The organism is Novosphingobium sp. MBES04 (assembly GCF_000813185.1).
Lineage (GTDB): Bacteria > Pseudomonadota > Alphaproteobacteria > Sphingomonadales > Sphingomonadaceae > Novosphingobium > Novosphingobium decolorationis.
Genome location: NZ_DF850488.1, coordinates 2,036,998 through 2,053,713 on the forward strand (window position 1 = coordinate 2,036,998; position 16,716 = coordinate 2,053,713).

Here is a 16,716-nt window from a genome sequence, read left to right on the forward strand (position 1 = left end):
GGCCGCGGGCACACCGGGCAGAACCACCGAGCAAGGTCCGTTTCGGCAGGCCGTATCCGACGAACAGGGAAGTCATGGACTACATCAGCACCCGCGGCAGCGCACCGGCGCTCGATTTCGAAGGCGCCACGCTGGCTGGCCTCGCCAGCGACGGCGGGCTCTACGTTCCGCGCGAATGGCCGCGTTTCTCCAAGGACGAGATCGCGGGCATGGCCGGTCTCTCCTACGCCGAACTCGCCGCGCGGGTCATGGCGCCGTTCGTCGGCCAGAGCCTGACCTACGAGCGCCTGCTCGAACTCACCACCGAGGCCTATGGCCGATTCGCGCACAAGGCGGTGGCGCCGCTCAAGCAGCTCGACGAGCAGCACTGGGTGCTCGAACTGTTCCACGGCCCCACGCTCGCCTTCAAGGACGTCGCGCTCCAGCTGCTCGGCCTCTTCTTCGAGGAATTCCTCAGCCGTTCGGACCGCAATCTCACCATCGTGGGCGCGACCTCGGGCGACACCGGCTCGGCCGCGATCGACGCGGTGGCGGGCCGCGCCAAGGTGGACATCTTCATGCTCCACCCGCACGGCCGCGTCTCGGACGTGCAGCGCCGCCAGATGACGACGGTGCTCGCGCCCAACGTCCACAACATCGCCATCGACGGCTCGTTCGACGATGCCCAGGCGATGGTGAAGCGCATGTTCAACGATACCGCGATGACCGACCGCTTCGCGATCGGCGCGGTGAACTCGATCAACTGGGCGCGCCTGATGGCCCAGGTCGTCTATTACTTCGCCGCCGCGCTCCAGCTTGGTGCGCCCGAGCGCGAGGTCGCCTTCTCGGTGCCGACCGGCAACTTCGGCGATGTCTTCGCCGGCTATGTCGCGGCGCAGATGGGCCTCCCCGTCGCCAAGCTGGTGGTTGCCACCAATGTGAACGACATTCTGCACCGCGCGCTCTCGAGCGGCGACTACTCGCAGGGGACCGTGACGCCGACCGCCGCGCCCTCGATGGATATCCAGGTCTCCTCCAACTTCGAGCGCCTGCTGTTCGACCTTGGCGGCCGTGACGGCGCGGCCATGGCCGAGCAGATGAAGGGCTTCGAGGCGACCAAGGCGATGCAGCTTTCGAACGCGCAGCGCGAAGGCGCGGCTGCACTCTTCCAGTCGGCCCGCGCCGACCAGGACGAGATGGCCGAAACGATCCGCTGGGCCTGGGAGAACTGCGGCGAGCTGATCGATCCTCACACCGCCTGTGGCCTCTTCGCCGCGCGCACCGCCGGGATCGACGCGAAGACGCCCGTCGTCACGCTGGCGACCGCGCACCCGGCCAAGTTCCCCGAGGCGGTCGAGCGTTCGACCGGCCACCGGCCGAGCCTGCCCGCGCGCGTGGGTGACCTGTTCGACCGCGAGGAGAAGTGCACGAAGCTGGCGGGCGAATACGACGCCGTGGCCGAATTCGTCGCGGGGCTTGCCGCACCCAAGGTCTGAGGGCTAGGGCACAGCCCATGGCAACGCTCTTAACATCCCCCGTCCTGATGATCGGCGAAGGCTGGGACGACTACGGCCTCGTCGACTCGGGCCACGGCCGCAAGCTCGAACGCTATGGCGCGCGCCGCTTCGTGCGGCCCGAACCGCAGGCGATGTGGAGCCCGCGCACCGAGACCTGGGATGCCGACGGCGAATTCGTTCCCGGCTCGGACGAAGATGGCGGGGGCAAGTGGCTCTTCGACCGCGACGTCCCGCGCGAAGGCTGGCCGCTCGCCTGGAACGAGGTGGCCTTCACCGCCAGCTGCACGCCGTTTCGCCACCTCGGCTTCTTCCCGGACATGGCGCCGGTGTGGGACTGGATGCGCGCGCAACTGGCCGGGCGCGACGATGCCGAGACGATGAACCTGTTCGGCTACACCGGCGTGGGCACGCTGGCGCTCTCCGCGCATGGCCGCGTCACCCACGTCGATGCCTCGAAGAAGTCGGTCGCACAGGCGCGCGAGAACGCCGCGCTGGCAGGGCTCGAGGATCGCCCGGTGCGCTGGATGATCGACGATGCCGCCAAGTTCGCCGCGCGCGAGGTACGTCGCGGCCGCCGCTACGACGGCATCATCCTCGATCCGCCCAAGTTCGGCCGCGGCCCCGGCGGCGAGACCTGGCGCCTCGAAGAAAATCTGCCCGAGCTCCTCTCGAACTGCCGCCAGCTGCTCGATGGCGACAGCCGCTTCCTGTTCCTCACCGTCTACGCGGTGCGGATGTCCTCGCTCGCACTGGCCGGGCTGATGGACGAACTCTTCACAGACCTCCCCGGCACCATCGAACACGGCGACCTCTCCGTGCGCGAAGACGGCGAAGGCCGCCTCCTCCCCACCGCCATCTTCGCCCGCTGGTCGAACCCGGCTTAGGGAAGGGAAGAGGGATCTACCGTCCCTTGACCCCGTGAACCGGCGGTCTGATCGAGCGCCCTTCGGAAGGGGGCTGGGGAGAGGAGGCCATGGATATTCCTGTAGCGGGTCAAAAGGTTTTAGAGTCTGAGACAAGAGCTTTTAGAGCACTTTCCAGTTGCTAGACCGCCACTTTTGATCGGCTCAGAGGCTTCTCACATGAGAATGAGAACCATGGTTGGATGCCATTCCGATCAGACCAGTAGCGTGTCGGGATCGGTGTAGGCGCCGGCCTGCAGGTCGGGGTAGAGCCAGCCATCTTCGCCATAGGCTTTGGTCCACAAGGCCTGATGCTCGGCGAGGAATGCCGCGTACTCTTCGGCAAGCGTGCTTGATGTGCCGACGCGTTGGGCAAAGCGCAGGTCGTCGACAAAGACCTCGTGACAGATACCGGACGGCGCGCGGTTGTAGGCTCCGACACCACCTGAGAACGACCAGGCGCCCGTTGCGCCGAAGCCGATCTGACGCCCGTGGATGTTCCCATAGGTGCTGAGCGTGCCGGATTCATCGCTGGCACCGTAGGCCGCAAAAGCTGGATCGCCCGCCGTCCCAGCAAGCTGCTGGACAGGCTCACCGACAGGATCACCCGTTGGTCGCGCCGACCCGCTGGACAGGTTGTCGGCGGAGACATAGCCGAGGTGGTTGCTGAGGCCCGCGCCCGTGATGATCATCGTGATGGGCAGCGTGCCACCAAGCTGCTTGCGCGTGATCTGGTAATAGGCCGCCACAGCGATAGCCGACCCATTCTCCGGGATGTTGTTGCGGAACCAGTCAAAGGTCGCCTGCGGTATCTTCACATTCCAGGATGCGGGTGATGTCTGGAGCCCCGCCTGCGTCGAAACCACATGCGGCGAGTTTGTGCCGCTGGACAGTTCCACGACGAGATCCCCACCCCCGACATTCTCGCCCCGGCAGACGGGGTGTGTCGCCGCCTCGGTGACGGACATGATGTCGGCGGCGCGCGCAGCGGCGAGGTTGACGAGGGTTTCCCCGTCGAGAGGGACGCTTACAAGAGGGGTGGGCTGTCGCGCAGCCGACCAATGGAGAAGCGTGCCCAGAGACTGGCCCTCGTAGGCCACATTCTGCCCGAATTTTGCGGGCGACGGGTAATCCGCCTTGAAGCCGAAAAGTGCCATTGTCAGTAGTCTCCGAAGACGCCCATCGCGCGGCGGCGGCGGGACACAAGTTCGAGTTCAAAGCTGTAGATCTGCGTGGATAGGTGGACGCCAAGGCCCATGAAGGATGCGGGTATCAGGCCAGCATCCAGTCGCGCGTAGTCCGCCGCGCTGAGGGCAACAGGGCTGTACTCGGTCCCGGTCGGGCCGGTCCAAGCTGCGGCTTCCTCGTAGTTCTGCAGCAAGTATTCGTAGGTGTTGACGAACTGGTTTCCGGCAATGAGTTCGCCGATCTTGTTGATCGCCAGGACCACCTTGTGATCGTCATCGCCGACCACCGATGCCGGGTTGGGAATGATCGAACGGAACATGATGCGCGCGGCCCTACGCTGCTGCATCTTGACCAGGCCGGTGTAAGCCTTCGCGACATTGCGAATGGCTTCATCGTAGGTCTGGCTGTTCGCGTTGTTCTTGCCGAAGCAGAATATCCATTCCTGATTGCGCAACTGCTCATATGCGACAGGAACGAACTCGCTACCTGCCTCGATCAGCGTCGCAGTGCCCGCCGTTGTGCGGGCGAACGTATACGAGGCTGTCGCGCGCGTGCCATCCGTCGTGGTCCGGGTCAGCGTGCCCGGAATGCCGCCGAACACACCAGTCCTGCTCGTGTTGAACGAACTCGCGATGAAAAGGGCGTCCACGTCAAGCGATACTGCTACCGACGATGTGTCTGCGGGGACCGTGAAGTCCGCAGTATTTTGAGCTGGCACGGCTCCGATGTACGCGGCCACTTCCTCCGCGAATGAGCCACCACGCCCGTGGTTCGTCCACGCGAAGCCGGTCGCCGCCGAGATGTCCTCTTCAGGGGCGAGATCCGAGAAGCTGTCACCTCCGAGATTGCCCAATTCGTCAGGCGTCAGCACCAACTGCTCAGACAGGACATCCAGGAACGAAGCTGGGAATATGCAGTCAGGCGAGAACTCAGCGACGAAACGCCCTGTTTCGCGCTCAAACCCGCCGACTACCTCTTCCAGGCTGTTCAGGAAGGGGACGAGCCATCGACTGGTGGATGGGACAGGCACTGCTCGCAAGGGGCCATATAGCTGATCAGTTGCACGAGGTGTGATGGCTTTGGTGTCGTCGCTCTGAGCCTCAACTTCGGCGATTGTCGCGGCGGCGAGAAGGCCGTCGATTCCGTCAGCGCCGTCGGTGCCCTTGGTGTTGGCGACGAAGTTCGCGTCAATCACCCAGGTCCCCGTCGCGTCGACGACCCAATAGGTGTTATTCGCCGGTGTCGGATCAAGCGTGACCCGCGCCGAGATCCCTGCGTCGTCAACCGTCACAGCTGGCAGATCGGCAACAGTGGCATACCGGCTAACGCCCAATATGACTTCCGCGATCTTGTCATCGATCATTTGGCCCAAAGCTCGAAGCTCAGACTTGATCGGCTCATACTTTCCGCTGGAGGCAACCCCATCGGTGAGGAAGTCTCGAAAGACCTCCGTAAATGCATCGCTAATAATCCCCATCATGACCTCGTTTAGCTGATCGTCGCCGACTCCGGACCGACGAGCGACGAAGAGCCGCCCGATCCGTCATATGCCCGCGCCCAATAGAATTGCGTCCCGGACGAAAGCCCGCTGTCCGTGACCGTGATGACCTCGCCCAGGCCGCCTACGATGTCCGCACCCACCTGGCTTGCCGTCCCGAAATCGCTGCTGTCGGCGTGGTACAGCCGCGCGAAGGCAAGGCTCGTGCTCGTGGGCATCCGGAAGGTGACCTCCGCTTCGCCGGTCCCGCCCGTTGCGCTCAGGTTCGTCGGAGCTGCGATGGTATTGGTGGCCGCTGGCGTGATCGTCACGCTCGCCGACCACTCGCTGCGGCGATAGCTGATCGTGACGGCCAGGATCTGGACTTCGTATTCCTCGGCGTTGTCGACGATGCCGCTGCGCGCCGTGAGCGCATCGTTGTCCACCGACATCATCACCCACGTCCCACCGGAAACCGGCCGGTACCGCACCTGGTAGGCGAGATCTGGACGGCCCGCGTCCCAGCTCGCCTCGATCGCCACCCCGTTGCCTGCAGCTGTCACCACTTGGACGGTGTTGAGCGTCAGGCCGGTTGGGACCGGGATGGTCACAGGCGTCGTCGAGGTGTCTGGCGTGATGGGCGGCGTACCTTCCTCGGTGCTGGCATCGAACGCCCAGTCGCCCGCCTCGACTTCGACCATCGCCGCCCCGATCGAGGTGCCCTTCTTCGAGATGTTGAGCTTGACCCCATCATCCAGCTTGAAGATCGCGTCGATGTCCAGGATCGCCGATTTGACCCGGCAGAACTGCCGCCCGAACAGATTGAGGCCGAACAGGTTGAGCGTCAGGTCCAGATGCCAGCGCTCGCCCAGACGCGATGCCTGCAACTTGCCGATGCGGGCCGCCTGGTTGTGGTGCGGGGCGCAGTACAGCTCCACCGCACTGGGATCCGTGTTCGCGTCCAGGTCCGCATCGGGCACCTGGATGGTCGCACTTTCCTGTTCGCGGTAGCCGATCGAAGCTTCGGTGTAGAGCACCTTGAGGGCTGAGACACGTTGCTGCGCCGTGGGGCCCAGCGCCGTGCGCGCGGCCCGGATGTGATCATCGGTAATCGTGATGTCGGGCTCTTCATACGCGCCGACCTTCAGGTTGAACTTGAAGTCCGGGCCCTGCCAGCAGAAGCCGTCGCAGGCCTGCAGCATGTCTGAAAGGACCTTCTTGCGTTCGTCTCCGCCCAGGCTCCAGCTTGCCCAGATCCGCCAGCGGGCGATGGTATCGCCCAGGACCGTCATCACGTTCTCATCGCTCACATCGGCTTCGCCCGCGATGTTCGTCCAGTTCACGTTGTCGTAGCCAAGGCCGTAACCGTCTTCATGTGCGACATAGTTGGCAATGGCGATCGCGGCGTTGTCAGACCACGCCCAGGTGCTGCGATCGTCAATGCGCTGCGGGCCGGTGCCCAGGACCGTAAAGCCTTCGCCGTCATCGTAGATCACCGCCGTGCTGTCCTGGCGCGGATCGTAGAGGAACCAGCCTTCGCGCACCTGCGTGTAGACCGGCTCGCGTCCGTTATAGACCTCGCTGAAATACTCTTGCTTGACCGGGTCGCAGATGATGGCCGCATGCGCACAGCCCAGTTGCCGGTGGTTGCTCGTCCACTTCGGGAACTTCGCCGTCAGCTGGCTGATTGAGGTCTGCGTGTCGGATCCCGATCGGGTGTAAATGTGCACCGCACCGCGAAAGCGCTCCTCGGTGATCGTGCCGCTGCCATCCAGCGTCACGACCTGGTCGTGTATGCGATGCTGGAGGATGTTGCCTTCCTGGCCGGTGCCCAGCGTCACCACCATGCCAAGGGTGCCATCGATGCTGTCCTTGAAGCTCTGGAGGCCGCCCGTATGAACGATACCGATGTGGCCGCGGCGTGATTCGGCCGATCCGCTGAAGACCACCTGCCCGTCGCTTGGCTTGGGACGGCCCGGTGAGAACAGGGCCGACATCAGGTAGTTCAGACCGACCGTGAAGCCGACATAGACCGCAACCGTAATGGCTGCAGCCGCGATGCCAGTTGCACCGGTCGCCCCGATGATCGCGAGCGCTACGGCTTGAGGCATTGCACATCCCCTTCCACGCGCCAGGCCGCAACCGGTACCTGGGCCGTCACCATCACTTCGAAGTGTGCACGCGCCGCCCACCACGGCTGATCGGACATCGCCGTCATGCCCAGGCAAAGGCTGGCGGTCAGCCCGCTACCCGGCAGGTCAACCAGCCCGACGTCCCCGCGCACGGGCTGCGCGCAGCGGGCACAGCCAAGCTGCCCCAGAGCCCAGTCCCCGAACGCGACAAAGCCTCCCCGGCGCTTAAGGAACCGCTGCCCGCCCAGTTTCCCGGCATAGCGCGGCCGGGGCGTCAGAACGCGTCCACTGACCCGCTCGACATAGGCGATCACCGAAAGACCGCAGTCGGTTTCTCCATCGACAAACGGCAAGGTCGACCAGTGGCGCAGCTCGTGCGCAACGGCGTCGCTGGAACAGGCGGCGGCAGGGGTCAGTAGTCGGGCCACGTGACCACCTTGTTGACCACCTCGCCGACGAACTCGAAGCCCTTGTCGTTGGCCATGGGATAGCGCGCGCGCTGGTCGCTGTCGGTGTACATCGAATAGCGCGGGCGCGAGCGCAGGGAGAACAGGCTTTCCGCCTTGATCGTCACCGAACGCTCACCGCTGTCCCGATCGGCCGCGTACTCCGGGCGCAGCATGCGCGCCGCCGCGATCGGATAGGGATTGTCCAGGGGGCGCTGATTGTCCGGATCGTCAGGATCGTCCACACCGAAGAACTGGATGAGGACATAGGCATGGCGCCCTTTCACCTCGGCCGCGAACTCCTGGCGCACCTTGCGCAGGATTTCATCGTCCACGCCTGAAAGGGTGAAGCTGATCTCGGGCGCATTGCCATTCACCGCCTGCTGGATGCCGCTGACCGATCCCAACTTGCCCAGGCCTTTCCAGCGCTCGCCGTCATTCGTGCGCAGCGTAAAGGAGCCGCGCCACAGCCGCACAGGCGCGCTGGTAAAGTCGAACAGGACCAGGAAGGCCACGGTCACCTTGCGCTTGCCCAGGTCGGCCGCAATGGTCTCGGGAAACAGGCTAGGCATCGTCGTCCTCGTCTTCGATGAACGTGATCGAGGGCGCACCGTTGTAGAGGCCCTTGAGCATCAGGGCCCCGCCATCATCGTCCGAAAGGCGCCCGATCATCACCGGCTTCAGGCGCAGGGCCTCGTCCGTGAAGTCGTCGCGCAGCGTGGGCGAGGTGCGAATGGTCGCCACGTTTCCTTCCCACCACACCCCGGTCGCCAGATAGGGGTAATCGCCAAGGCCGAAGTACTGCCCCGCCTGGAGCAGCTGGCCATAGTCGCCGAAGTCGGCAGTCACGTTGCGCTGCCCCTGCACGCCGGTCACGTTCACACCCGAAAGATCGCGTGTCGCGTACCCTGTCCCGTCCGAAAAAAAGGTACCGTCCGAATGGGGCACCACGCCGCCCCGGATCTGCGCGTCGCTCGCGCGGTACCACAGGTCGAAGATGGGCAGGCGCACGGTGTTGCTGCGGCCTTCCAGCAGGCCGAGGATCGCGCGCCAGGCCAGCACCTCGTCGCCGTGCAGCTCGTCGAACTCCATCGTCACCGAGAACGGCGGCCGGGGCACCAGCTCGGCCTGCGTCTTGCCCGAAAGGCTCGTGGTCAGGCCCGCCGTTTCGCGCGGCGGACGAATATCGATGTTGAGGGGCACAAGGTTTGCGGGCCAGTCGAAGGTGCTCATCGATACCTCGCGATGTTCTCTTCCACCCGGCCGCCAACCACTTCGTCATAGGCAGACAGCGCCTGGCTGACGCCGGAGTTGACCATCTCCTCGATCTCGGCGTTGCCGCGCGCCCCCGAAACCGTCACGTGCAGCGCACTGGGGCCGGATGCGCCCCCGCCAAAAAGGCCGCGTGCGGTCGGGTTCGACATCACGCTGACGCCGTTCGATCCCCCGAAGATCGGCTCGGGCCCGGCTTCCCCGGCAATGCCCCAGGACCCGGCCGGGATCGTTCCGCCCTCAGCAAAGTACCCGGCGAACTCGGCAATGGTTGCATCCACGGTTGGGGCGGCCGCCGCGATCCCTTCCGCGCTGAGGCCACCGCCGAATGCGGCCGATACCCCGCCCAGGACCCCCTTGACGATCGATCCGAACAGCCCGCCGCCCCCTCCGCCGCCAAGGCCGCCCATCATGCCCTGCATCGCCTGTGCCATCGGCGCGATCAGCTGATCCTGCACGAACATCATGATCAGCCCCTTCAGGAACGGATCCTTCACCCCGATGCGCTCGGCGATGCTGTCGGTCAGCTGCTGGTGCACATAGTCCAGCTCCTGGACGATCAGGCTCTCGACCAGCAGGCCGGTTTCGGCCTGGTCGGCCTGCATCTGGCGGTTGAAGCGCGCCAGCGGGCCCTCGTTGCGCTGGGACAGCCCGGTACGGGACGCCTCCTGCTGGCTGGCCAGAAGCGCGCGCGCCTTTTCCGCATCGGCGATCTGCCCGGACGCGATCTGCTGCTCAAGCAGGTTGCGCTCGATCTGCTGGTGGATTTCAAGGGCCCGGGCTTCCAGCTCGGCGCGCTGGCGAAGCGTCGGCGCGATCTGCGACCAGGCATCCAGCGCGTTCGCCTGACGGGCCAGCATGTCGTTGTCCAGGCGCGCCGCCTCGGCGTCCTGCTGCTGGCGCATCCGCACATGGGCGGGATCGTTGCCTACGATGATTTCGCCGTCCGCACCGGCCTTGCCGTAGGTGCGCTCGATGATCGCCTTGCGCTCGTCCTTCTGCGCCTGCGTCAAGCGTTCGTTGTTCTCGATCTCGGCAAGGCGGCGCTCGCGATCGAGGGAAAGCAGGTCGGCCTCGATCGACGCGCGTTCTTCCGCGTCGGTCGTGACCGACAGCCGGGCCTGAAGGAATTCACGCTCGAGCGCGGCGATCGCGGCGCTCTGGTCCTCGGCGCTCGCCATCGTGTCGCGGGACGAGGAGCTGCTGCCCGACTTGGACTTCGCGGTGCTCGAAGGCTTGGGCGCATTTCGCTCACGCGCGCGCTGTCCATTCTCGACAGCAGCCTCTTGAAGGGTAATGTCACCACGCAATTGATAGAGCTCGTGCCGCAGTCGGCTTCGCTCCTGCCCGAACGACTTGCCCTTCTTTTCCTCAAGCTGGTCGAGCCGGGTTTCGATCTCGAGGCGCCGCTCGTACATTTTGTTGAGTACGCCTTGCGCGTTGGCGACCTTCGCCGATTCCTCGCCCTGCTGCCGGTACTTCTCGACCAGGTCATCCATGGCGCCCCGAGCCGTATCCGCCGCATCCGCTGTCTCGAGAAGCTTGCCGATCAGCGGCCCCAGGACAATGACCGCCGTCGAGATGGCAATGCCCCACGGCCCACCAAGGAAGGTCGTGAACTTGTTCGCCTCGCCGCCCATCAACTGGATGGCCTGCGTGATCTGCCCGATCTGCGATGCAAAGATCTGCTGCGGGCGCATGCCCATGGAGTACATCGTGGACATGTCGCCCAGCTGATACCCCAGCTGGATCAGCCCCTGGCGCTGCGCCCCGGATGCCGAAGTGACCTCGCCCATACTGTTGAGCGTGCGCTTCAGTTCGTTCTGCGCCTGGCGGTGGCTGTCCTCGAACATGCCCAGTGCGCTGCGCGATTGCAGCACTTCCTTGTTGTACTGCTCGAGGGTGATCGTCCCGGCGTTCAGGGACGCCCTGGCGTTGTCGATCTCATCCTTGGACTGGGCCTGCGCCGCCGCCAGCTCGTCAATGGCCGCGCCCGCGCGAAGAAACGCCTGCGCGCCCCGGTCGCCGCTCGACGCCGCCTCCACAAGCCGATCGGCCAGCTCCACTGAACTGCCCGAGGCAAGGTCCAGCGTATTGCCCAGCTCCTGCGCGCGCGCCTGGGCGTTGTCGATCGACTTGTCGAAGTTTGCATCGTCAGTGGAAATGCGCAGGAGCGCGCTGCCAAGTTCCTCAGCCATCGCGGTTCTCATCCGCCTCTGAGGAAGGCTTCACAGGCGTCTGAGCAGGCGGAACCGCCATGCCGATCCCGATGGCGGCCAGTTCGGCCGCGCTGGCCTTGCGCGCGCGCGGGCCGGGGCCCGATGCGCAGTCGCGAAGACGATCCAGCATCCGCTTCGCGTCCTTCTTTTCGAAGGAACCCGAACCAAGCCCCACGGCGCGATAGACGTCCAGCTGCTCACCGGCCTGAAGGCGCGGCAGCATGGTCATGAACGCCCGAACATACGCGACAGGCGCGCGCTCCAGCCACCACTGCGGGTCGCCGCCATAGAAGCGCTGGAGCCGGGGGAGGACATCGCCCCAGTCGGCAGGTTTGCTTCGACGCCCGCCGCCCTCGCGATCGCTCCCGCCACGCCGAGACGATTGCGCAGCAGGAGCCCTGTAAAAACATCGGTGATCGCCATCTTGTGCGCGCCGCTCAGCTTGGCAAACACCTCGTCTGGCACGCCCACCGCAACCTTGCGGGCCACCTTGTCGACCAGTTTCGTGAGAGCGTCCTCGCTCGCCTCGTTGTCGTCGGCGAACAGATCCTTGATCCGCTGCCCCCAGATCCCGAAGCGGTAGCTGTCCAGGACGGATATCTCGTCAGGGCTCAGGATGTCGTAGACCTGCCCGTCGATCGTGATGGAGGGGCGCGTTACCAGCGTCTCCAGGTCGAGCAGGGGCTGCGGGTTCGCAGCGTTGTCCTGTGCGGAATTTTCGGGGGCGGTCATGGGCGGCAGGTCTCCTGGATCGACCGCCGCTATGCCTGTCGTTTCGCGCCTTACGCGCCCCGGACATCCGTCCGGTTCAGGCCATCCTGGAAAAGAGAAGGTGCGGGAAAGCCGCCCACTAGCTCGCCCGCACCCCTTACGCTATCGCAGCGCCTGGCGCAATCGTCACGCGCGCCTGGCGCCAGCCTCCCGAACTTAGGGCAGCGCCGCCTGGTGCTGGAAGACCATGGCGCCAAAGCGCAGATCCTCGCTTGCCGCGTTCAGGTCTTCCAGCGAGGTCCACTCCAGCGCCACACCCGCTGGCGTGCCCTTCTGATACACGACCGACGGGCTCGCCGACTGGTAGCAGCGCGGCACCTGGTACTGCGCCACCATACCATCGCCATAGGGCGAAACGCCCCGCGCCAGCAGTGCGTAGGTCGCCACTTCCTTGCCGCGGCTAAGCCCCAGCTGCTTGTAACCGGCCGTGCCCGAACCCGCCGCCGTCGTGGTCAGCTCGTTGGAATTGAGCGCCAGCAGATACTGCTCCAGCGTCACGTCCCACAGCGTCAGGCCGAACATCAGTTCTTCCTCGGTGCGGAAGGCCTTCACAGGGCCCGTCGCGCCGCCCGGGCGGGCCTTGGTGATGGTCTGCTGGTGCTGGACCGTGACGCCGTCTTCGTTCTGGCTGCGTGTCCCGCTCGTGCCCACCAGCTTCCAGTCACCGGCCGGATCGGCATCCACCAGCGGAAAGGCGGTGCCGATGGGGGCCAGCCACAGCGTCAGCGGCTGCCCGACGATCTCATAAGGTTCCATGGTACTACTCCTCAGTTAACGCCTGGAACCGGGCCCAGCGCGTGCAAGACTTGAAACGAACGGAAGGTGCGCGGCCACTCGGTCACAGGCTCGCGCCCCGATGAATATCCCCCGGCGCTCTTCACCCAGTGGATCAGCGTCTGCGCGGACACGGTCCGCTCCACCCGGCGCAGTTTGAGAGAGATCAGATCGCTCAGCGCGCCAGCCTCGGCGGGCGTGGCCCCGAACGTGAACACGTCCAGGCGCTGCGCATCCACCTCGGCAAAGCTGCCGCCTGTCAGCGATGCCCCACCCGAAGCGCGCACGACGAAGGCCTTGCGCGGCATCGATGCCGTCTCGTCTGCTGGCAGCTCACCGCCAAAACCGCGTGCGCCCACCTGGGCAGCCACATCCGCGTCGGCCAGAAGCAGCGCCACGATTGCCGCCACAACATCAGGCATCCTCGCCCCCCTCGCTCGAACCGCCGCCCTGCGTCGGCTTGTGCTTCTCCCAGGCCTTGCGGATGTTTTCGGTCAGCTGCGGATAGATCGCGTCGGCGGCCGGGCGCAGATACGGATCTGCATGAACAACCACGCGCTTGCGCAGCAGGTAATGCACGTCGCCGCTGTCCGCATCGACCAGCATGGGCTGGCCTTTGACCGATTGGACATAGGCAAGGTTTGCCATCTGGCGCGGGCTGCCCGCACGGCGCGCGGCATCTGAAATCGGAATGGCCAGGAACTTCGCCTTCTTCGGCGTGATCGTGCCACCCAGCTCGCGAATGCGGGCGTAGGCCACGTCCTGGACGCCCCAGACGCCGGTGACACCATTCTCGTCCTCATACGCGAAGGTGACGATGCCGATACCGCCCTCGAGGACGCCGGTCTGGTTATCCCAGTTGTGATTGTCGCGAGCATGGCGCACCGCGCCAGCCATCGTCCGGTTCACGCCTTCGCGCTGCGCCGCCTTCATCCGCGCCTTCACCGCATTGCCCTTCCAGGTCAGCGATTTGGAGATCCCGCCCGCCATCACCCGATCCTCTGAAGCGCGGCTTCGATGTGGTTGTGCTTGAACTGGGGCGGCCCTTCCACCTTGAGGCGGCCCGCGATCAGCACCGTGCCCTTGCGGTCGGTCACCGATGCGATCTCATCACCCGCCTGCAGATCCGCGCCCAAGGCAAACAGCCCGCGCACGTCTTCGATCAGCGCAATCTTCGCGCCGTCGACCAGCTCACGCGACTGCTTGGACCAGATGAAGCACGCGACAGGCTCCCCGACAGGCGTGAAGACGCCGCCGATCGGCGCGCCCCAGGCGTCCTTGTCGGTTGCTGTCCTGCGCTCCACGACTGCGCGCATGGTGAGACGGCCGGAGATCATGGGCGGGTTCTTCCTGGCGTCCGTAGTCGTACCTCAGCAGGCGGAGTACCAAAAACACCCAAGCTGGAAATACGGAGTGATTCGAACATGGAAAGATTCTCGATCGAGGCCTTACAGCCCATCGGCAACAGCGTTTGGCTGGCAGAAGTCGTCGTCGCCACAGCGGAACAGATTGGTGACATCGGCGTAGCCCAGGCTTCCCGACTGAAGGTACGGTTCAAGTTCGACATAGCCTCTCCTGTCGAAGAGCTTCTGCAACGAGCTGTAGACGAGGCTCAACGGTGCCTCGCTCTCTCAGCTGCCTATCTGCAAGAGCACACTCTTCCCGAGTTGCTCGAAGAGATGGAGCCCAAGCCGTTCCCGCCGTTCCATCTCGATCCGGAATAAGGGTGTCCCGGCGCGGCGTCATACCAGCCACCGCGCCGGAACCGCCGCTTCCAGCTTGCTCCAGAACCCCACGCGATCGAGCAGCGGATTGAGCCACTCGGTCACGATGCAATAGCAGGTGCGGTTGGGCGAAGCGTGGTGGCGCGCATGGTGCGCGCGCGACTGGAGCAGGCCCACCGATTGGCAAAGCAGCACCACACCGGGCGCACGATCGGGCCGATGGGCCCAGAAGTGCAGCTCGTTCGAAAACGCCCCGACCAGCCATGCGGTCAACAGCCACAGCGATGGCCCCAGGATGCCCAACAGGACCAGCGCCAGAAGCGTCGCCGCTGCGAACGCGGTGGAATTGCGCGAGGCAAAGCTGTCACGGGTGAACGCCAGCGGCTCGTCGTGATGGCGCCGGTTGGGCGCGACCACCAGGCGGCCAAGCACCGGCCAGCTTTCACGTCCAAAGCGATCCTGCAGCCAATGCACGACACCGGTCAGGAAATCGGCGAACAGGATGCCGGTCAGCACCTGGGAAAGGATCCAGATCGTCAGCATGCCACCTGCGCCTCCGGCTTGCTGCCTTCGGCGGGCACCGCCACGATGCTGACAGGCGGATGCATACAGCCCAGAATCTGCAGCTCGACCGATCCCCCTGCATTGAGGATCGCCAGTTCACCCGGCGTAGGCTCCCAGCGCGACCGCATCGCCGGGCCCGAGGGCGTCTCGATGTCGGTCACTGCGAGATGGCTGCAAGAGCCGTGCGTGGCTGGCTCCCATCCCTTGGGAGCGCCCAGCCAGCGCGTGGTGTCGGGATGGCGCTTGGGGATCATCGCACTGCACTCCCTGCACGGTTGTGCGAAATCCTCTCGAGCAATCGCTCGGCGGATTGCCTCCTCGCCGCGACTTCCTCGACCTCGGCCAGGCCGAAGCCCGCGGTGCTAACGAAGCGCTCAAGGCGCTTCATGGCATCGCATAGACTGCACATGGCCAGCACCGCGCGATCGAAGTCTGCAGGATCGATGGTGAGCTTGTTTTCGCTCATGCCGCCTTCCTCCGGTTCCGGCGCCGCGCGCGCCGGGCGACGTGCAGGCGGTTCGATCGACGCTTCGGCTTCGCACCAGGGCCCCGGCTGCGGCGCAGCTTCTCCGGCGAAAGTGAAGCCGTGCGAACACGCTTCTTGCGGCTCGGCCGTGCCGGGGCCTCGAGCGTCGGGGCCATGATGTCCTGCCCGATCGGCGAGAACGCGAGGGCCTGCCCCAGGAGCGCTGCAACAAGTCCGCCAAATCTGAACATCAGTCTTCATCTCCTCGAGATAGATCCTCGGCGCACTCCGCGCAGGCATCGCCCGTCGTGTCGTCAGGGAGGAAGTCGCCGCCGCACCATTCGCAGGACTGCGGATCGAGAACGGGGAAATCATCGGCCATGCACCGGCTCCCTGTTGAACCAGGCGTAGAGGTGCGATGGCGCGCAGGTCATGCGCCAGCGGTGCCGGCGCAGATGGCGAAGGAGCGCCTTGGCGTCCTCGCGCCTCAGGTAGTAGCGGTTCCAGCACCAGTTCCCGACCCAGTGCTTGCACGCGGTGACAGGGAAGTCCCGGCCATGGATGCGAATTCCGCCCTCGACTTCGGCGAAGGCATAGCCATGAAAATTCGGCGCCTCGATCTCGGCATCATGCAGGTTGTAGCAAGCCGATCCCGCGCGGCCATTGAAGGACCCGTCCGCAGGGTCGTTGCATGCAAAGTCGATGGCGACGACGGCTTTCAAGCCATCACCAACCCGCGCCGCTGCGCGAGCCCTGCGAAGATGGCCTCACGCTCGTCGGCCATGTTGGTGGCAAGCGTGTACTTGTAGTCCCCGGCTTCCTCGCTCTTGAGGCCACCGCGATAGGACAGGTCCAGCTGCATCAGCTTGATCGTCGCCTCGTCACGCGCGGCCTGCTCGCCCAGCGGCGTGAAGGTCACGCTTACCATCGGCGCCCAGTAGTTGCGCCCATTGGGCCCGGTGACCAGGCGCTGAAGCGTCCGCCCACCGTGAAGCAGCCGATAGTCCGCCGCCTCGAGCGTGATCGCGGCCGAGGCATCGCCGCTGTTGCCGGGCTCGATCTCGGTGACGGTCAGCGGCTCAGCCGGATCGACCGGCCGGGGCAGCTTCAACGTGCGCAGATAGCGCGAGCTGGGATCGGTCGGATCGCCAAGCTCGACCGTGAATTCGCCGACCGGACCGAAACGCGCATCCATGTCGGCCGTGATCGCGTCGATCATGTCCTGCAGTTCGGTGTCCGACAGATCGCTGCCGGTGCGTTCCTTGATCCGGTCGATCAGCGCCAT

22 protein-coding genes are annotated in these 16,716 nt (G+C 65.2%); 3 read left to right on the forward strand and 19 right to left on the reverse strand.

The features are described 5' to 3' along the window. Positions 1-74: 74 nt before the first annotated feature. Together thrC and MBENS4_RS08865 are read left to right on the forward strand one after the other, a co-directional pair. Positions 75-1,475, forward strand: a complete 1,401-nt coding sequence (gene thrC / locus MBENS4_RS08860; protein WP_039390204.1) for a threonine synthase — start codon at positions 75-77, stop codon at positions 1,473-1,475. 17 nt (positions 1,476-1,492) lie between these two features. Then, positions 1,493-2,380, forward strand: a complete 888-nt coding sequence (locus MBENS4_RS08865) for a class I SAM-dependent methyltransferase (protein ID WP_052322132.1) — start codon at positions 1,493-1,495, stop codon at positions 2,378-2,380. A gap of 233 nt (positions 2,381-2,613) precedes the next feature. Here the strand turns inward: MBENS4_RS08865 and MBENS4_RS08870 are convergent, their stop codons facing one another. From MBENS4_RS08870 to MBENS4_RS08930, 13 genes are all read right to left on the reverse strand, one after another. Next, positions 2,614-3,555 (reverse strand): hypothetical protein, encoded by a 942-nt coding sequence (locus MBENS4_RS08870; protein WP_039390207.1) that lies wholly within the window; start codon positions 3,553-3,555, stop codon positions 2,614-2,616. A gap of 2 nt (positions 3,556-3,557) precedes the next feature. Then, positions 3,558-5,066: a hypothetical protein gene (locus tag MBENS4_RS08875; RefSeq protein ID WP_039390209.1), complete on the reverse strand. Its 1,509-nt coding sequence runs from the start codon at positions 5,064-5,066 to the stop codon at positions 3,558-3,560. Between the two features lie 8 nt (positions 5,067-5,074). After that, positions 5,075-7,174: a fibronectin type III domain-containing protein gene (locus MBENS4_RS08880; protein ID WP_039390212.1), complete on the reverse strand. Its 2,100-nt coding sequence runs from the start codon at positions 7,172-7,174 to the stop codon at positions 5,075-5,077. Then, positions 7,159-7,623, reverse strand: a complete 465-nt coding sequence (locus MBENS4_RS08885) for a DUF6950 family protein (protein WP_039390214.1) — start codon at positions 7,621-7,623, stop codon at positions 7,159-7,161. Before MBENS4_RS08885 ends, MBENS4_RS08880 begins: the two co-directional genes overlap by 16 nt. Beyond that, positions 7,608-8,213, reverse strand: coding sequence for a hypothetical protein (locus MBENS4_RS08890; RefSeq protein WP_039390215.1), 606 nt, complete (start codon positions 8,211-8,213; stop codon positions 7,608-7,610). The genes MBENS4_RS08885 and MBENS4_RS08890 overlap by 16 nt, the downstream gene beginning before the upstream one ends. Then, positions 8,206-8,874 carry a hypothetical protein gene (locus MBENS4_RS08895; RefSeq protein WP_039390218.1) on the reverse strand — a complete coding sequence of 223 codons (669 nt, stop codon included), beginning with the start codon at positions 8,872-8,874 and terminating at the stop codon, positions 8,206-8,208. The genes MBENS4_RS08890 and MBENS4_RS08895 overlap by 8 nt, the downstream gene beginning before the upstream one ends. Beyond that, entirely contained in the window at positions 8,871-11,111 is a 2,241-nt protein-coding gene (locus MBENS4_RS08900; RefSeq protein ID WP_039390220.1) for a hypothetical protein, read from the reverse strand. Before MBENS4_RS08900 ends, MBENS4_RS08895 begins: the two co-directional genes overlap by 4 nt. Then, positions 11,104-11,361, reverse strand: a complete 258-nt coding sequence (locus tag MBENS4_RS08905; RefSeq protein ID WP_199904359.1) for a hypothetical protein — start codon at positions 11,359-11,361, stop codon at positions 11,104-11,106. Before MBENS4_RS08905 ends, MBENS4_RS08900 begins: the two co-directional genes overlap by 8 nt. Further along, positions 11,358-11,864, reverse strand: a complete 507-nt coding sequence (locus tag MBENS4_RS08910; protein WP_039390223.1) for a hypothetical protein — start codon at positions 11,862-11,864, stop codon at positions 11,358-11,360. The genes MBENS4_RS08905 and MBENS4_RS08910 overlap by 4 nt, the downstream gene beginning before the upstream one ends. 195 nt (positions 11,865-12,059) lie before the next feature. Continuing rightward, positions 12,060-12,659, reverse strand: coding sequence for a hypothetical protein (locus MBENS4_RS08915; RefSeq protein WP_039390229.1), 600 nt, complete (start codon positions 12,657-12,659; stop codon positions 12,060-12,062). Between the two features lie 11 nt (positions 12,660-12,670). Further along, positions 12,671-13,099, reverse strand: a complete 429-nt coding sequence (locus MBENS4_RS08920; RefSeq protein ID WP_039390231.1) for a hypothetical protein — start codon at positions 13,097-13,099, stop codon at positions 12,671-12,673. After that, positions 13,092-13,667 carry a hypothetical protein gene (locus tag MBENS4_RS08925; RefSeq protein ID WP_052322133.1) on the reverse strand — a complete coding sequence of 192 codons (576 nt, stop codon included), beginning with the start codon at positions 13,665-13,667 and terminating at the stop codon, positions 13,092-13,094. The genes MBENS4_RS08920 and MBENS4_RS08925 overlap by 8 nt, the downstream gene beginning before the upstream one ends. Next, complete coding sequence (locus tag MBENS4_RS08930; protein WP_039390235.1) at positions 13,667-14,014, reverse strand: hypothetical protein; 348 nt, start codon at positions 14,012-14,014, stop codon at positions 13,667-13,669. The genes MBENS4_RS08925 and MBENS4_RS08930 overlap by 1 nt, the downstream gene beginning before the upstream one ends. Before the next feature lie 87 nt (positions 14,015-14,101). Here MBENS4_RS08930 and MBENS4_RS08935 point away from each other — a divergent pair, with 87 nt between their 5' ends. Beyond that, entirely contained in the window at positions 14,102-14,401 is a 300-nt protein-coding gene (locus MBENS4_RS08935) for a hypothetical protein (protein WP_039390237.1), read from the forward strand. Between the two features lie 18 nt (positions 14,402-14,419). Here the strand turns inward: MBENS4_RS08935 and MBENS4_RS08940 are convergent, their stop codons facing one another. The 6 genes from MBENS4_RS08940 to MBENS4_RS08965 form a co-directional block, all read right to left on the reverse strand. Next, entirely contained in the window at positions 14,420-14,944 is a 525-nt protein-coding gene (locus MBENS4_RS08940; RefSeq protein WP_039390238.1) for a fatty acid desaturase CarF family protein, read from the reverse strand. Further along, a complete protein-coding gene (locus MBENS4_RS08945) occupies positions 14,938-15,219 on the reverse strand; it encodes a hypothetical protein (protein WP_052322134.1) in 282 nt (93 codons plus the stop codon). The genes MBENS4_RS08940 and MBENS4_RS08945 overlap by 7 nt, the downstream gene beginning before the upstream one ends. Beyond that, the gene (locus MBENS4_RS08950) at positions 15,216-15,431 is read right to left on the reverse strand and encodes a hypothetical protein (RefSeq protein WP_039390239.1); all 216 of its coding nucleotides are present in this window, start codon (positions 15,429-15,431) and stop codon (positions 15,216-15,218) included. Before MBENS4_RS08950 ends, MBENS4_RS08945 begins: the two co-directional genes overlap by 4 nt. Before the next feature lie 250 nt (positions 15,432-15,681). Beyond that, on the reverse strand, positions 15,682-15,813 hold the full coding sequence (locus MBENS4_RS27165; RefSeq protein ID WP_255352644.1) for a hypothetical protein: 132 nt from the start codon (positions 15,811-15,813) through the stop codon (positions 15,682-15,684). Further along, positions 15,803-16,153, reverse strand: a complete 351-nt coding sequence (locus MBENS4_RS08960; protein ID WP_039390241.1) for a hypothetical protein — start codon at positions 16,151-16,153, stop codon at positions 15,803-15,805. The genes MBENS4_RS27165 and MBENS4_RS08960 overlap by 11 nt, the downstream gene beginning before the upstream one ends. Next, positions 16,150-16,716 (reverse strand): hypothetical protein, encoded by a 567-nt coding sequence (locus MBENS4_RS08965; RefSeq protein WP_039390243.1) that lies wholly within the window; start codon positions 16,714-16,716, stop codon positions 16,150-16,152. Before MBENS4_RS08965 ends, MBENS4_RS08960 begins: the two co-directional genes overlap by 4 nt.

Excerpts from the sequence above, each read along its gene's own strand:
- thrC (WP_039390204.1), top strand. The coding sequence starts at position 75 with ATGGACTACATCAGCACCCGCGGCAGCGCACCGGCGCTCGATTTCGAA.
- MBENS4_RS08865 (WP_052322132.1), top strand. The coding sequence starts at position 1,493 with ATGGCAACGCTCTTAACATCCCCCGTCCTGATGATCGGCGAAGGCTGG.
- MBENS4_RS08870 (WP_039390207.1), bottom strand. The coding sequence starts at position 3,555 with ATGGCACTTTTCGGCTTCAAGGCGGATTACCCGTCGCCCGCAAAATTC.
- MBENS4_RS08875 (WP_039390209.1), bottom strand. The coding sequence starts at position 5,066 with ATGATGGGGATTATTAGCGATGCATTTACGGAGGTCTTTCGAGACTTC.
- MBENS4_RS08880 (WP_039390212.1), bottom strand. The coding sequence starts at position 7,174 with ATGCCTCAAGCCGTAGCGCTCGCGATCATCGGGGCGACCGGTGCAACT.
- MBENS4_RS08890 (WP_039390215.1), bottom strand. The coding sequence starts at position 8,213 with ATGCCTAGCCTGTTTCCCGAGACCATTGCGGCCGACCTGGGCAAGCGC.
- MBENS4_RS08895 (WP_039390218.1), bottom strand. The coding sequence starts at position 8,874 with ATGAGCACCTTCGACTGGCCCGCAAACCTTGTGCCCCTCAACATCGAT.
- MBENS4_RS08900 (WP_039390220.1), bottom strand. The coding sequence starts at position 11,111 with ATGGCTGAGGAACTTGGCAGCGCGCTCCTGCGCATTTCCACTGACGAT.
- MBENS4_RS08905 (WP_199904359.1), bottom strand. The coding sequence starts at position 11,361 with ATGACCATGCTGCCGCGCCTTCAGGCCGGTGAGCAGCTGGACGTCTAT.
- MBENS4_RS08910 (WP_039390223.1), bottom strand. The coding sequence starts at position 11,864 with ATGACCGCCCCCGAAAATTCCGCACAGGACAACGCTGCGAACCCGCAG.
- MBENS4_RS08915 (WP_039390229.1), bottom strand. The coding sequence starts at position 12,659 with ATGGAACCTTATGAGATCGTCGGGCAGCCGCTGACGCTGTGGCTGGCC.
- MBENS4_RS08920 (WP_039390231.1), bottom strand. The coding sequence starts at position 13,099 with ATGCCTGATGTTGTGGCGGCAATCGTGGCGCTGCTTCTGGCCGACGCG.
- MBENS4_RS08925 (WP_052322133.1), bottom strand. The coding sequence starts at position 13,667 with ATGGCGGGCGGGATCTCCAAATCGCTGACCTGGAAGGGCAATGCGGTG.
- MBENS4_RS08930 (WP_039390235.1), bottom strand. The coding sequence starts at position 14,014 with ATGATCTCCGGCCGTCTCACCATGCGCGCAGTCGTGGAGCGCAGGACA.
- MBENS4_RS08935 (WP_039390237.1), top strand. The coding sequence starts at position 14,102 with ATGGAAAGATTCTCGATCGAGGCCTTACAGCCCATCGGCAACAGCGTT.
- MBENS4_RS08940 (WP_039390238.1), bottom strand. The coding sequence starts at position 14,944 with ATGCTGACGATCTGGATCCTTTCCCAGGTGCTGACCGGCATCCTGTTC.
- MBENS4_RS08945 (WP_052322134.1), bottom strand. The coding sequence starts at position 15,219 with ATGATCCCCAAGCGCCATCCCGACACCACGCGCTGGCTGGGCGCTCCC.
- MBENS4_RS08950 (WP_039390239.1), bottom strand. The coding sequence starts at position 15,431 with ATGAGCGAAAACAAGCTCACCATCGATCCTGCAGACTTCGATCGCGCG.
- MBENS4_RS27165 (WP_255352644.1), bottom strand. The coding sequence starts at position 15,813 with ATGGCCGATGATTTCCCCGTTCTCGATCCGCAGTCCTGCGAATGGTGC.
- MBENS4_RS08965 (WP_039390243.1), bottom strand. The coding sequence starts at position 16,716 with ATGGCGCTGATCGACCGGATCAAGGAACGCACCGGCAGCGATCTGTCG.